This window comes from Actinoplanes sp. GCM10030250, assembly GCF_042666575.1.
Taxonomy (GTDB): domain Bacteria; phylum Actinomycetota; class Actinomycetes; order Mycobacteriales; family Micromonosporaceae; genus Actinoplanes.
Genome location: NZ_JBHTDO010000040.1, coordinates 37,421 through 51,646, shown reverse-complemented (window position 1 = coordinate 51,646; position 14,226 = coordinate 37,421). Strand labels below are relative to the sequence as shown.

Annotated in this window: 13 protein-coding genes; 6 read left to right on the top strand and 7 right to left on the bottom strand. The window is 70.5% G+C overall.

What is annotated here, in order from left to right:
• Position 1 precedes the first annotated feature (1 nt).
• From ACFQV6_RS36535 to ACFQV6_RS36525, 3 genes are read left to right on the top strand one after another with little or no spacing between them, the layout of a single operon-like run.
• A complete protein-coding gene (locus ACFQV6_RS36535) occupies positions 2-370 on the top strand; it encodes a response regulator (protein ID WP_378032261.1) in 369 nt (122 codons plus the stop codon).
• Complete coding sequence (locus tag ACFQV6_RS36530) at positions 367-627, top strand: lipid asymmetry maintenance protein MlaB (RefSeq protein WP_378032260.1); 261 nt, start codon at positions 367-369, stop codon at positions 625-627. Before ACFQV6_RS36535 ends, ACFQV6_RS36530 begins: the two co-directional genes overlap by 4 nt.
• A complete protein-coding gene (locus ACFQV6_RS36525) occupies positions 627-2,783 on the top strand; it encodes a chemotaxis protein CheA (protein ID WP_378032259.1) in 2,157 nt (718 codons plus the stop codon). The genes ACFQV6_RS36530 and ACFQV6_RS36525 overlap by 1 nt, the downstream gene beginning before the upstream one ends.
• 167 nt (positions 2,784-2,950) lie before the next feature.
• On the opposite strand, the gene ACFQV6_RS36520 is transcribed toward ACFQV6_RS36525, so the two are convergent.
• Positions 2,951-4,279, bottom strand: coding sequence for a radical SAM protein (locus ACFQV6_RS36520; RefSeq protein ID WP_378032258.1), 1,329 nt, complete (start codon positions 4,277-4,279; stop codon positions 2,951-2,953).
• 167 nt (positions 4,280-4,446) lie between these two features.
• Between ACFQV6_RS36520 and ACFQV6_RS36515 the strand changes: the two genes are divergently transcribed.
• Together ACFQV6_RS36515 and ACFQV6_RS36510 are read left to right on the top strand one after the other, a co-directional pair.
• Positions 4,447-4,842, top strand: a complete 396-nt coding sequence (locus ACFQV6_RS36515; protein ID WP_378032295.1) for a nitroreductase/quinone reductase family protein — start codon at positions 4,447-4,449, stop codon at positions 4,840-4,842.
• Between the two features lie 83 nt (positions 4,843-4,925).
• On the top strand, positions 4,926-5,342 hold the full coding sequence (locus ACFQV6_RS36510; protein ID WP_378032294.1) for a DUF6188 family protein: 417 nt from the start codon (positions 4,926-4,928) through the stop codon (positions 5,340-5,342).
• Here ACFQV6_RS36510 and ACFQV6_RS36505 read toward each other — a convergent pair.
• Positions 5,318-6,889, bottom strand: a complete 1,572-nt coding sequence (locus tag ACFQV6_RS36505; protein ID WP_378032257.1) for a diguanylate cyclase domain-containing protein — start codon at positions 6,887-6,889, stop codon at positions 5,318-5,320. The two genes, ACFQV6_RS36510 and ACFQV6_RS36505, sit on opposite strands and share 25 nt — an antisense overlap.
• 370 nt (positions 6,890-7,259) lie before the next feature.
• Positions 7,260-7,526, bottom strand: a complete 267-nt coding sequence (locus ACFQV6_RS36500) for a helix-turn-helix domain-containing protein (protein WP_378032256.1) — start codon at positions 7,524-7,526, stop codon at positions 7,260-7,262.
• 233 nt (positions 7,527-7,759) lie between these two features.
• Here ACFQV6_RS36500 and map point away from each other — a divergent pair, with 233 nt between their 5' ends.
• Positions 7,760-8,578 (top strand): type I methionyl aminopeptidase, encoded by an 819-nt coding sequence (map, locus tag ACFQV6_RS36495; RefSeq protein ID WP_378032255.1) that lies wholly within the window; start codon positions 7,760-7,762, stop codon positions 8,576-8,578.
• A gap of 11 nt (positions 8,579-8,589) precedes the next feature.
• Here map and ACFQV6_RS36490 read toward each other — a convergent pair whose 3' ends face one another.
• The 4 genes from ACFQV6_RS36490 to ACFQV6_RS36475 form a co-directional block, all read right to left on the bottom strand.
• On the bottom strand, positions 8,590-9,681 hold the full coding sequence (locus ACFQV6_RS36490) for a DNA alkylation repair protein (RefSeq protein ID WP_378032254.1): 1,092 nt from the start codon (positions 9,679-9,681) through the stop codon (positions 8,590-8,592).
• 8 nt (positions 9,682-9,689) lie between these two features.
• Positions 9,690-10,877: an RNA polymerase sigma factor gene (locus tag ACFQV6_RS36485; protein WP_378032253.1), complete on the bottom strand. Its 1,188-nt coding sequence runs from the start codon at positions 10,875-10,877 to the stop codon at positions 9,690-9,692.
• Entirely contained in the window at positions 10,865-11,236 is a 372-nt protein-coding gene (locus ACFQV6_RS36480) for a YciI family protein (RefSeq protein ID WP_378032252.1), read from the bottom strand. The genes ACFQV6_RS36485 and ACFQV6_RS36480 overlap by 13 nt, the downstream gene beginning before the upstream one ends.
• Before the next feature lie 71 nt (positions 11,237-11,307).
• On the bottom strand, positions 11,308-14,124 hold the full coding sequence (locus ACFQV6_RS36475; RefSeq protein ID WP_378032251.1) for a transglycosylase domain-containing protein: 2,817 nt from the start codon (positions 14,122-14,124) through the stop codon (positions 11,308-11,310).
• Positions 14,125-14,226 lie beyond the last annotated feature (102 nt).

Below are 14,226 nucleotides of genomic sequence, written 5' to 3'. Positions count from 1 at the left end.
GATGGCCAAGACCATTCTGATCGTGGACGACTCCGCATCGGTACGACAGGTCGTCAGCATCGCCCTGAAGGGCGCGGGCTACGAGGTGATCACCGGCAACGACGGCAAGGACGCCCTGACCAAGCTGAACGGGCAGCGCATCCACCTGATCATCTCGGACGTGAACATGCCGAACATGGACGGCATCACGTTCGTGGCCGAGGCGAAGAAGCTGCCCGCCTACAAGTTCACCCCGATCATCATGCTCACCACGGAGTCCCAGGAGGACAAGAAGCGCCAGGCGCAGGCCGCCGGCGCGAAGGCCTGGGTGACCAAGCCGTTCCAGCCCGAGCAGATGCTCAGCGCCGTGGCGAAGCTGGTCGCACCGTGACCCTGCGGCGATTTCCCGCCGACGAGGAAATGACCATCATCACGGCGGCCGAGCAGCGCGACCGCCTGCTGGCCGCCCTCGCCGACAGCACCGGCGTACGCGTGGACCTGTCCGGGGTCGCGGACATCGACACCGCCGGCCTCCAGGTGCTGCTCCTGGCCCGCGACGAGGGCGCGCGCCGCGGGGTGCCGGTCGAGTTCGCCGAGCCCAGCCCGGCCGTCGCCGAGGTGCTGGCACTGACCCGTCTGGAGTTGTGATGTCCCTCGACGACGACATGCGCGAAGCGCTCGACATGTTCGTGACCGAGGCCCGCGACCTGGTGCAGGGGCTCGAGGAGGGGCTGCTGGAACTGGAGGGGCAGCCGGCGGGCGGTGAGGTCGTCAACGCGGTGTTCCGCGCCGCGCACACGCTCAAGGGCTCCTCCGGTCTGTTCGGGCTCCGGCACATGGTCTCCTTCACCCACGTCGTGGAGACTGTGCTGGGCTCGTTGCGCGAAGGGCAGCTGGACGTGTCCCCGGGCCTGGTCAGCGCCCTGCTGCCGTGCACCGACCACATCTCCACGATGGTCGAGGCGGTGGCCGAGGGGCGCCTCGAGCCGGACGCCCAGCAGGCCTCCGCGGGCGCGCGGCTGCTGACCGGTCTCGAGCCCTATCTGCTGGACAACGTCGCGGCGGCCTCGAGCGCCTCGGCACCCGCCGCACCGGCCGAACCGGAGGAGGGCGCCTGGCGCCTCGAGCTGCGATTCGGGCCGGACTGCCTGCGCAACGGCATGGATCCGCTGTCGTTCCTGCGCTACCTGTCCACCCTCGGCACCGTCACCGACGTGGTCACCGACACCGGCGGGATGCCCGACGCCGACGGGATGGACCCCGAGTCCTGCTATCTGAGCTTCACCGTCGACCTGGTCACGCCGGCACCCAAGGCCGAGATCGAGGCGGTCTTCGACTTCGTCCGCGAGGACAGCGACATCCGGATCACCCCCTCGGAGAGCCGGCTCGACGCGTACGTCCGGGCGATCCGGGCGATGCCGGAGAACGACCGGATCGGCGACGTGCTGGTCAACAGCGGCGCGGTCACCGACCTGGAGATGGCCGAGGCGCTGCGGGTCCAGCAGGAGCGCGCGGTCCGGGAGGGCACCCAGCCGGTACCCATCGGCGAGATCCTGATCGAGCAGGGCATCCTCCAGCGCGAGATCGTGGACGCCGCCCTGACCCGCCAGCGGCGGACCACCGAGACCCGCTCCCAGGACACCCGGACCATCCGGATCGACGCGGCCCGGCTCGACAAGCTCATCGACCTGGTCGGTGAGCTGGTGATCGCCCAGTCCAGCACCGGCATCCAGGGCAAGACCGGCGGCGACACCGCGGCCGAGGCGCAGGGTGAGGTGATGCGGCTGGTCGACGAGGTACGGCACAGCGCGCTCTCGCTGCGGATGGTCACGATCGGCACCACGCTGCGCCGGTTCGAGCGGGTGGTCCGCGACGTCTGCATGGAGCTGGACAAGGAGGTGTCCCTGGTGATCACCGGAGGGGACGCCGAGATGGACAAGGCCCTGGTGGAACGGATCAGCGACCCGTTGCTCCACCTGGTCCGCAACTCGCTGGACCACGGCATCGAACCGGCCGCCGAACGCCGCCGGCACGGCAAGGCCCAGCAGGGGACGCTGCGCCTCAACGCGTACCACGACGCCGGGAGCATCGTGATCGAGGTGGCCGACGACGGCCGGGGCCTGGACCGCGACCGGATCTACGCCAAGGCCGTCGAACGCGAGCTGATCGCGCCGGGCACACCCCTGACCGACGCCGAGATCTACAACCTGATCTTCGAACCGGGGTTCTCCACGGCGGACGCGGTGTCCAACCTCTCCGGCCGGGGCGTCGGCATGGACGTGGTGAAACGCAACGTCACCTCGCTGCGGGGAACCATCGAGGTGGAGACCAGCCGGGGCGTCGGCACCACGATCCGGATCCGGTTGCCGCTCACCCTCGCCATCATCGACGGGTTCCTGGTCGGTGTCGGCCCGTCCTCGTTCATCGTGCCGCTGGACCGGGTCACCGAGTGCGTCGAGCTGCCGGCCGGGCCGCTCGGGCGTGACTGCATGAACCTGCGCGGTGAGGTGCTGCCGTTCATCCGCCTGCGCCAGCTGTTCCGCATCCCCGGCCCGCCGGCCCGCCGGCAGAACGTGGTGATCGTCGAGCAGTCCGGTCAGCGCACCGGCCTGGTGGTGGACAGCCTGCTGGGCGAGTTGCAGACGGTGATCAAGCCGCTCGGGGTGCTGTTCAGCAGGGTGAAGTGTGTCAGCGGCTCGACCATCCTCGGCAACGGGGAGATCGCGCTGATCCTCGATGTTGGCCCGCTGATCGCGGACCATTCCGACCGGGAGCACACCCGCCAGGCGGTGATGGTCGGTTGAAAGGTTGCTCGCGTTCGGGGCGCACATGAGCCGGTCGCGCACATGAGCCGGTCGCGCACATGAGCCGGTGGCGCACATGAGCCGGCGGCGGGGTGCGGCCCGGTGTGGGTCGCACGCCGCCGCCCGGTCACCGTGGGACTGTGCGTCGATCGTACGAAATAGTGCTTCTAGTCTTTTGCGGTGGCTTTTTCGGTGTTCGGGGTGAGGCTGTCCATGAACGAGCTGACGGAGAAGACGGCGTTGCCGGGTCCCGCGGGGCCGTAACCGGGCGGGCTGGACAGGCCGTAGTGATCCATCGTCGCGCGGTAGGTCTCCAGCAGCCGGATGTGGTACTCCAGGGGCGCACCGTTCGGGTTGGTCTTGCCCAGCGGCGTGGTCGGTTCCGGGCACCAGGTCGTGAAACGCGGGGTGATGCCGCGCGACATGAAGTAGTGCAGGCCCTCGGCGGTCGAGTCGATCGCCTCGTCGACGGTGGTGAAACCGAACGGCTCGGCCATCTCGACGCCGGCGACGAAGTTGGGGATGACGTTGCGCGGGCCGAAGACCTCGGCCGACTCGAGGATGCGGCGGTGCCACTCCTCGCGGCCCACGTAACGCTCCTTGCCGGGGCAGTAGAGCTCGAAGAGCCGCTTGTCCCACACCTCGAAGTTCGGGTGGTAGATCTGGATCCCGTAGTCCTTGAAGCGCTGCACGTCAGCCCGGGGAAGGGCCTGGGCGACGACCTTGCCGATCCAGCGGCCGGGGAAACGCTCCTCGATCGCCTGGGCGTATTGTCCGTAGAAGTCCGCCTCGGTCTTGCCGCCCACCTGCGAGGTGACGCTGCCGCCGGTCAGCGTGTAGGCCGTCGACGTCTTCGCGGTGTCGTACTTGTCGATGATCGCGAGCGCCTCGAGCACCTCGTCGACCGGCTTGACCCCGGTGTAGGGCCGCCCGGCCGCCTTGTGCTGGCGCCAGTTGTGGTTGATGTCGCAGTACTGGCACTCCTCCTTGGCGCCGAAGTACTGGCACACCCGGAAGACCGTCAGATAGACCAGGTAACCCCACTGGATGGTCGGGGCGACCTCCATCACCTGCTTGCCGTTGGACAGCGTGTGCCGGTAGTAGTCCGGCATCGGCGGCAGGCCCACGTCGGCGATCGCACGGCCGTCCAGGAACAGCATCAGGCGACCGTCGGCGTCCGGCTTCACCCGGTACGGCGACTCCGGGTTGATCCGGACCGACACCACCGTGCGGCGCAGGTCGTACGGCCCGCCGGTGAGCACGATCTCCTCCGGCGGCCGCCGCAGCGCCGCCTCACCCAGCTCCGGCAGCGTGCGGTGATCGAACGAGAAGATGAAGTACGACTTGGGCTTGACCTCACCGTTCTCGTTGTCGGTCAGCGCCGAGTCGTCGAAGGCGAGACCGCCGCGCAGCAGATCCTCCTTGATCACCGCCTCGCGCGGGACATGGGGGAACCGGGACATCAAATCCTCGACGAGATCGGTACGCGACTGCATACGTCCTCCTTCTGCTGCTCGTACACCCATCCCATGCCATCACATCTCCGGCGTGTCGCCGGGGTCGGAGCAGGGAGACGTACGCGACATGCGATCCTGCCCGCGTGTGGACGACATTCTGGCGCTCGGTCGGCGCGAAGCCCTTCTTCACCCCCGTCGCGCGCCGGATGGTCGACGCCGACCGGTGGCTGAGCCGGGTGACACGGGGGCGAGTCGTGGCGCTGGGCATGGCGCCGTCGCTGCTGCTCACCACCACCGGGCGCCGCAGCGGCCAGCCCCGGAGCAGCCCGCTCCAGTACGTGAGCGACGGATCCGACTACATCGTGATCGCCTCCAACTGGGGCGGCGAGAAGGATCCCGCCTGGTCCTTCAACCTGCGGGCCGAACCGAGGGCCCTTGTCACCGTCGGCGGCCGGGAGGTGGCGGTGACGGCCCGCGAGACCGAGGGCGCGGAGCGCGAGCGGCTCTGGGGGAAGATCGTCGATCAATGGCCGGGGTACGAGACGTACCGCACTCGCGCCTCGCATCGCAAGCTGCGGATCTTCCGCCTGACACCTGGCTGATATCGCTGTTTAAGGCTCTCTTATGGCAGCCACCGTTACGGTCCTGGCAACAACAGCCGATCGAGGTGATTTCGTTGCCAGAAGTGGACGTTCAAGGGCGGTCGCTGAGCCTGCTGGAAGGGCGGAGGCTGGAGTATGTCCGGCTCGACCACGCCGTCATCCTGGGATTCACCGGCGACCGTCAAGTGGTGATCGAGTCCGTCGTCCATCTCGACGGGCCCGGCGGCCGGGTCGACGTGGAACCCGGTGACGACTCCTCCGACGCCCTCGCCACGTTGCTCGGCGACGTCGTCCGGACCGCACGGACCCGGGGCACCGGCGAACTGGAGCTGACCTTCGGCAGCGGGTCGGCGCTGCTCGTCGACGTCGAGACCGACGTGGAGTCCTGGGCCGTGACCGGCCCCGACGGATTCCTGATCGTGTGCATGGCCCACGGCGAACTCGCCGTCTGGGGCGACGCGGGTGCCGGTGACAGTCAGCGGGACGGCGCCAGGGCGTAAGAGCCCTTGCCGTCGCGTTTCACCGCGTACATGGCGTGGTCCGCCTCGCGCAGCAGGTCGTCGCCGTCCTTGGTCAGAGCGGACGACACGGCGATGCCGACGCTGGCGCCCACCCGGGCGGAGCCGGCGCCCGGCACCGCCACGGGCGACTCGACCACCCGGACCATCCGGGCGGCGATGGCACTCGCGTCGCCGGCCGACTCCGGGCTCAGCAGCACCGCGAACTCGTCGCCGCCGATCCGGGCCACCGTGTCGGTCGCCCGTACGCACGCCCTCAGCCGCTGGGCGACCTCACGGAGCAGCGAGTCGCCCGCACCGTGCCCCCACTCGTCGTTGACCTGCTTGAAGTCGTCCAGGTCGATCAGCATGGCGACGACCGGGCCGCCCGCCTGCAGGGCCGCGTCGAGGCGTTCGGCGTACAGGGAGCGGTTGGGCAGGCCGGTCAGCCCGTCGTGGAAGGCGTGATGGCGCAGCCGGGCGGCGAGGGCGTCACGCTCGTCCAGGGACTCGCGCAGGCCCTCCTGGGTCACGTGCAGCTCCTGGACCTTGACGTCGAGCTCGGTGAGCAGCCGGGCGTTGTCCCGGAACGCGGTCAGCTGGCGCAGCACCACGAGCAGGGTGCTGACAGCCGTGCCGGCCAGGGCGATCGGTACGGTCGCCGCGTCCCGCCGGATCACGGCGATGGTGAGCAGCAGGTAGGTGACGGCGATCGCGCCGTACGGGAGAAGGCTGTACGGCTTGGTCTGCTTCGGGTGCAGGATCTCGGGAGTGCCGGCGAGCTGGAGCTGGTTGACGCGCAACCCGATGGTCAGGAGCGCGTGAGCCGCGATCGTGCAGGCCAGGTACCAGTGGAGCTGGTCCTCGGGGAGGCCGTCACGGCTCAGGGCGTCCGCGGCGGTCTTGATCGCGGCGCCGCCCGCCCCGATCATTCCGCACGCCCTGGTGAACGGGGCGGTCCCGGACATGACGAGTTTCGCCACCACGAACACGCACAACAGCAGGATCACCGGGCCGGCCAGCACCGGGGCGGCCATGTCGAGCACGGCGCCGGGACGGTCGGGCACCACCAGATGCCAGCCGACGACCACCGCGGCGACCATGACCGTGGCCACGTCCATCCAGAACCGGGATCGCTCCCGTCGCGAGGCGAAACCCAGCGGGACGGTGAGCAGGGTGATCATCAGCAGGGCGCTGCCGATGGAGAGCGCGGCCTGGTGCACCGGCCCGCCGGTCGCGGCGATCGTGGCTGAGGGGTCACGGGCGGCGGTTACCGTCTGGGCGATGTCGCCGAACAGGTAGATGACGCCGGCGGCGGCTACTGAATGCCAGAAGCGCCTGGTCGGGGCGGGTAGGCCGGGAGTCTTCGCGGTGGAGAAGGCGACCCACACCAGGAAGACGTGGATGACGGCGATGGCGAGCCAGGTGGTGATGACGCGTACCTGGGAGGTGGAGACGCCGGCCGCGTACAGCGTGATCAGGACGGCGGTGCCGGCCGTCAGACCGCCGAGGAGACGGTCCGAGGCGACCCGTCGCTGTATCGCGTCCACTTGGCCATCATCGGCAGGTCGGCGCCGGAATCAACCCTTACGCCTTTTGTTGACATTGCCCACCCCCGAATCCGGCCCCCTGGCCGGCCGTGAGTGCTGCCTCCCGCCGGGTTCGACAGCACTGGTAGCCAGCCGGGGGCGCGAGCGCGAATGTGCGTGCGCGCGCATAGTCGCTGCGGTGGGGCGGCTGGGCGTGAGGGGTGCTTTTGTGGCCGTGGGGGGCCGCTTACTGCCAGCCGGGCGGGCCGGCTGGGCGTGAGGGGGGCTTTTTGCGCTCGAAAGCACCGCTGAGGGCCAGCTGGGTGGGTGGGTTCGGGCGGCTGGGCGTTTCGGGTGGGGGCACTGGGAGTCGGCGGGGGTGGGGGAAGGGTTAGGAGGCTTGGCGGATGGGGGTCTGGGGGAGCCAGGCGTCGGCGAGGGTGGTGAGGGGGATGTTGAGGGCCTGGCTCAGGCAGACAACGATGCCGAACGCGGGTGCGGGGAGGCGGCCGGTCTCGATTTTGCGGAGGGTTTCGGGGGAGATGCCGGCAGAGAGGGCTACCTCGGTGAGGCTGCGGCCGGCGCGGGCGGTGCGGAGGGCGGTTCCGAGGCGCTGGCCCGCGGCGATCTGTTCGGCGGTGAGGGGTTGGCGAACCATGGGAGCAGGATATCTCCCCGGGAAAGCCCCGATCCGGAGCTGGGCGGGCGGCGGTGGCAGAGCTGGGCGGGCGGCGGTGGCAGAGCTGGGCGGGCGGCGGTGGCGGAGCTGGGTGAGTGGCCGGGGCGGAGGTGAGCGGCCGCCGGGGGTAGCCACCGTGGAGGTCGGTGGGGGGCGGGGTGGGGGTGAGGGTGCGTGGTATAAAAATACCGCTTAGGGAGAGGGAGGCTGTCGTGATCGAGCTCAAGTCCGCCGAGGAGATCGGCCGGATGGCGGTGGCGGGGCAGTTCGTCGGGGAGTTGCTCGGCGAGTTGCGCGGTGTCGCCGGGGTGGGGGTCAACCTGATGGACCTCGAACACCATGCCCGCCGCCGGATCAAGGAGCGCGGTGCCGAGTCGTGCTACTGGGACTACGCGCCGTCGTTCGGGCGGGGGCCGTTCCGCAACGTGCTGTGCCTGTCGGTGAATGACGCGGTGCTGCACGGGCTGCCGCACGACTACGTGCTGCGGGACGGTGATCTGCTCAGCGTCGACATGGCGGTGGGTATCGGCGGCTGGGTGGCTGACTCCGCGCTGTCGGTGATCGTCGGTACCCCGGACCCGGCCGACCTGAAGCTGATCGAGGCGACCGAGGTCGCGCTGGAGGCGGGGATCAACGCCGCCCAGCCGGGTGGGCGCCTCGGTGACATCTCGGCTGCGATCGGGGAGGTCGCGCGGTCTTACGGGTACGGCGTGAACGGTGAGTTCGGCGGCCACGGTATCGGCCGCACCATGCACGAGGACCCGCACGTCGCCAACAACGGGCGGCCCCGCCGTGGCATGCGGCTCGACCCGGGACTCACCGTCGCCATCGAGCCCTGGTTCTGCCGGTCCACCGACAAGATCAGGTTCGACGAGGACGGCTGGACGATCCGCTCCGCCGACGGTTCCCGCACCGCCCACTCCGAGCACACGATCGCCGTCACGGCTTCCGGCCCCCGGATCCTGACGCTGCGCCCCACGCAGGACGCCACCGAGGCGGAGCCGGCGGGGAAAGCCGCCACGGCCTCTTGACGAAGAGGTGATCAGACCAGCTGGAACGTAGCGGCCTCCGTAGCGAGCCCGTTGACCTGCAACGCGATCGCATGCGGCCCCGGGTGGTAGCGGCGGGTGGTGATCACACGGAAGGAGTGCTCACGCCGTACCGTCAGCATTTCTCCTGGCTGGAGCGTCGCGACCGTGAGTTTGAAGATCTTGGCCGACTGGCTGCCGTTGGCCTTGTGGTGCGAGACGACGTAGTCGATCGCCAGCCGGGCCGGCGCGTTGCCGGTGTTGCGGACGGTCGCGCTGAAGCCCACCGCCTCGCCGATCGGCACGACGTCGCGGTCCAGTGCCGGTCCGTCGATCGTCAGTGACGCCGGGTCGCCGGTGAAGCCCATCAGGGCCAGCGCTCCCGCGTCGCCGCGCTTGACGAGCGTGCGCAGTCCGGCCCGGACCACCCGGGTTGTTTCAATGTCCGGCGTGTCCATCCAGCGTGAGGCGGTCTCGGTGACCAGGCCGGGGTGGTCGCGGCTGAGATCGTTGAGGTGGTTGGCGACCGAGCGGCGGACGTATTCGCTGGGGTCGCGGTGCAGGGCGTCGAGGATCGGCACTGTCACGCCGGGCCGGTGCAGGATCTCCGGCACGCGGACGGACCAGGGCAGGTAGGGGCGGGTGCCTTCGGAGGCGAGCCGGCGCACGTCGGCGTCGCCGGAGGTGGTCCAGTCGAGGACGGTGGCGAGGGCCCGGTCCAGGTTGTGGCGCAGCAGCGTACGGATGGCGAACTCGGCCGTGAGCAGCCCGGTGAGCTCGGCCATCATCGCCATCGCGTCGTCGAAGGCCTGGTCGGAGCCGTCGGCGACGGCCTTGGTGGCGACGGCCGCCGTGACCGGCCAGATCATCCAGCCGCTGAGACCGCCGGCGGCGCGGACGACTGTCGCGAGGTCGGCGTAGCTTCCGGGTACGTCGGTGAGCAGCGCGTCGCGGAGCAGGTCGGCCCGTTCCCGCAGTGACAGCGTGGCCAGCTGTCCGGCGGCCGCGGTCAGGGCGGGCAGTGGCGTGCGGGGTGCTGCCGTGCTGATGGCACGGGCGAGGTTCTCGGCGGTCCGGTTGCTGATGAGTTCGTCGGCGAAAGGCACGAGGGTATTCAACGCAACCCGGTGAGGCGGCGCCGCAGGTACTCCCGTTCGGCCCGGTCGGCGGTGAGATCGATCGCGTGATCGTAAGCGGCCACGGCCTCCTCGGTGCGGCCCAGCCGTTCCAGCAGGTGCGCCCGGGCCGCCGCGGCCGGCTGGAAACCGGCCGGGGCGGGATCGAGGAGGGCGAGGCCCGCCGCCGGGCCCTCCACCTCGGCGGTGACGGCGGCGAGCGCGACGCTGCCGCCGAGCGACGGCGCGAGCCCGTGCAGCACCCGGTGCAGGCTGAGCAGCGTCGGCCAGTCGGTGGTGCCGGTCCGCGGCCGTGCGCAGTGCACCGCCTGGATGGCCGCCTCGAGCTGGAACCGGCCCACCTGACCGCGGGCGTGTGCGGTACGCAGGTGCTCGTGTGCCCGCCCGATGAGACGCCGGTCCCACAGTGCCGGGTCCTGGTCCGGCAGCGGCACGAACCGGCCCTCGGCGTCGAGTCGCGCACCGGCACGGGCCGCGGAGAGCTGGATCAGGGCGGCCAGGCCGTGCGCCTCGGGATCGTCCGGCACCAGCGCCGTCAGCACCTCGGCGAGGTGCAGGGCCTCCCGCGGGCCGTCGATGACGTGGATGCCGTAGACGGCTTCGAGGACGGCCGCCATCCGGGCCGGCAGGTCACCGCGGTCCGGGATGCGGAACGGGATGCCCGCGGTCTTGATGCGCTTCTTCGCGCGGACCAGGCGGGTGGCCATCGTGCTCGCCGGCACTGAGAAGGCCCGCCCGACCTGCTCGGCGGTGAAGCCGAGCACGGTGTTGAGCATCAGCGGGGTGTGCACCGCACGGTCGATCGCCGGGTGCGCGCAGACCAGCATCAGCTCCAGCCGCCGGTCGGGCAGCGCGTCCACGTCGACGTCGTCGAGGTGGATCGGCGAGTCCCGCTCGGTGTCGAGGGCGACGGTCCGCCGGAACTCGGCCGACTTCCACCAGTCCCGCAGCCGGTTGCGGGCGACCGTCAGCAGCCAGGCGTCCGGTTTGTCGGGCACACCCTGCTCCGGCCAGGTCCGCACCGCCCGCTCGAACGCGTCGGCCAGCGCGTCCGCCGCCGCGGCGAGATCGTTCGTCGCGGCGGACAGCAGCGCGAGCAGCCGGCCGTAACTGTCCCGGGCGGCGAGGAGAGCGGCCTGCCGGGCGGCCGCGGTCAGCGGGTCCATCCGCCGCCGACGAACGCGGTGGAGACCGGGCGGACCTCCACCACGCCCCACTGCGCTGCCGGGCACTTCGCGGCCCAGCCGATCGCCGCGTCCAGGTCCGCCACGTCGATCAGGAACACCCCGGCCAGGGCCTCCTTGGTCTCCGCGAACGGGCCGTCCTGCACCCGCAGCGAACCCTCCCGGTGGGTCACCGTCGTCGACGCGACGGTCGGCTGCAGCACGTCCGCCGAGAGCAGGACCCCGGCCTTCTCCAGCGCCTTGCCGTAGACGTCGAAGGCGCGCATCGCCTCCGACAGGGCTTGCTCGCTCAGGTCGCCCTCGGCCGGTTCCCCGTAGTGCATGAGCAGTGCGTATCGCATCGTCGGCTCCCTCTCGTCGAGTCTCTACCCTCCATGACGAACGAGCGAAGCCTCAATCGTCAGCGCACGGCTCACCAACCCAGATAGCTGCGGGTCATCGCCGTGACCTGTTCAACGACCTCGATCCCGGCCGCCTTGTCGCGGTGCCCGCCGGACAGCACCGCCACGAGGGTGTCCGTCTTCTCACCGGAGACCCGGCCCATGCTGTTGATCACCCACCGGTTGTCGTCGTCCGACCGGGCCACCCAGCCGTTCTTCAGCGCCGTCCGGTCACCGTCCAGGGCCGCCGCGCTGACCCCCCAGTTCTGATCGGCGTTGACCGACGCCATGAGCTGGAGCGCCGTGTCCCGGGAGTCCTCGTCGAGGGCACTGCCCGGGTCGGTCAGCGCGGTCAGCATCCGGACCTGGTCGTCGGCGGTGGTGGTGGTCAGGCCCCACGACGCGTTGGGATCCGTTTCGGTCAGGCCGAGTCGCCCGCCGGCACTGTCCAGACCCGAGGGCCCGCCGATGGCGGTGAAGACCTTGGACGCCGCGGCGTTGTCACTGGCCAAGATCATTTTTCGTACGCGGGACGCCTCACCGTTCGTCAGGTCCCGGCCGCCGTCCTGGGCCCTCAACAGCAGCGCGGCCATCAACTCGACCTTCACGATGCTCGCGGTCTCGTGGCGCCGGCCGCCGTGATAGCTGTACCTCTTCCCGGTCTTGCGGTCCGCGACCGAGACGGAGAACTCCGGTACGCCCTGCGCGTACTCACCGAGCACCTTGGTCAGCCGCTTGACCCGCTCCGGCCAGGAGCCGGTCGCCTTCGACCGGTCCACCTTGTCGCCCTTCTGCGGTCCGAGGTACACCACAGCCTTCGGCTTGCGGCCCGTCTCCGGCAGCGTCCTGAGGTCGCTGACCTGCACCGTCCCGGCGTTGGCGGGCGCGGTGATCTGCCGGGTGGGCTGGTCACGCAGGGCGCCGGTCAGGAAATCCTGCCAGATCCGGTACGGCATCCCGTCGCCGTTGACGGACCTGCCCTTCCCGTCCCGGATCGGCCCCGGCTTCTCACGGCCGATCCACGTCACCGCGGCCAGCCCCGGGGTCCAGCCGGCCGTCCACGCGTCGGACGAGTCGGCCGAGTCACCCCACTGCTGCGAGCCGGTCTTCGCCGCCGCGTCGATCCCCGGCACCTCGCCGTCCGCGGCCACCACCTTCGCCAGCACCGCCTGCACGTCCGCGGCCACCTCCCGCGACAGCACCCGCCGGGCCTTCCCGGAGTGCTCGTGCAGCGTCGCGCCGTCGGCGGTGGTCACCGAGGCGACGAAGTGCCGTTCCCGGTGGCGTCCCTCGTCAGCCAGCGTGGCGTAGACGGTGGCCAGGTCCGCCGGGGCGACCGGGTACCGCCCGAGCGAGATGTCCGTGCGGGTGCGGCCGGGGTCCGGGTCGCCGCGAAGGTCCACGAGCGTCGGGTCCTTGCCGTACTTCTCCGGCACGCCCATGTCGTGGGCGAGCTCCCGTACCGAGTCGGGGCCGATCTGCTCGGCGACGGCGTAGAACGGCGTGTTCAGCGAGTGGACCATCGCCACGTCCAGCGGGCAGATCGGGCACTGCAGGTTGCGCTGGTTGTAGAGCGGCACCCCGAGCCGGTCCGCGAACTGCCGGGGCGACGTCCCGTTGTAGAGGGAGCCGAAGCCGATACCGTGCTCCTCGGCGGCGGCCAGCACGACCGGTTTGAACGTGGACGCCGGAGGGCGGGCCGCCAGCGCGTCGTCGAAATAGCCGCGGCCGCGGTCCCCGCCGTAGTAGGCGCGTACCGCCCCGCTGCCCGGGTCCACCGCCACCAGCGCGGCCCGCAGCTCCTTCGGCTGGCCGCGCAGCTGGTCGCCGATCGTGGTGGTGGCGGCCTCCTGGGCCTGTGCGTCGATGGTGGTGGTGATCCGCAGGCCGCCGGTGCGGATCTGCTGGCGGCTCACGCCCGCCTCGACCAGCTCGTCCTCCACCCGGTCCGCGATCAGCCCCGCGGCACCGCTGATGCTGCTGGCCGTCACCGACTCCGGCGCGACCTGCGGGTACACCGTCTGTCGTGTCTCATTCTCGTCGAGCCAGCCCTGCGCGGCCATCGCGCGCAGCACCCACACCCACCGGTCCTGCGCCCACTCCGGGTCCACCGCCGGATCGCCGTGCGTCGGGTCCTTCACCAGCGCGGCGAGCACCGCACCCTGAGCGGTCGTCAGGCGGTCGGCCGTCGTACCGAAATACGCGTGCGCCGCGGCCTCGATCCCGTATGCGGCACGGCCGAAGTAGATCGTGTTCAGATACCGCTCGAAGATCTCATCCTTGCTGAACCGGTGCTCGGCCTTCAGCGCGAGAGCCGCCTCCTTGCTCTTCCGGCTGACCGTCCGGTCCTGCGTCAGGTAGGCGTTGCGCACATACTGCTGGGTGATCGTCGACGCGCCCTGACCACCGTCGCGGGTGACGTTCGCCCACAGTGCGCGCAGCACACCGCGCACCGACACACCCGCGTGGTCGTAGAACCCCCGGTCCTCCGCGGCGAGGAACGCCTTCCGGACCCCTTCCGGGATCCGTTCCAGGCGCACATCGGTGCGGTCGGTGGCGCCGATGCGCGCGAGCACGGTGCGCCCGTCACGGTAGAAGAGAATCGACGCCTGCGGCGGTTCGGGATCCGCGGGCAGATCGACGGAGACCACATAGGCGGCGGTGCCGGCCACGAGCGTGAGGGCCAGCAGTGCGACAACCGCGACGGTACGGCGAAACCAGCGCGGAAGCCTTCCCGGATGTCGGAGAACACCCGGCACCGAACGCAGCCATCCCAGCAGCCTCGCGGCGACGGCGGTGGCACCCGACAGATCGATCCGGTTGTCTCCCACACCTCCACGACGGATCACACCCCGCAAATGTTGCACGACCGGCCAAAGATGATCGACCGTAGTGAAATGCCTACTATCCGGTGCCTTGCGGGCGGTGTCTCTATGCGTTCAGGAATGGAA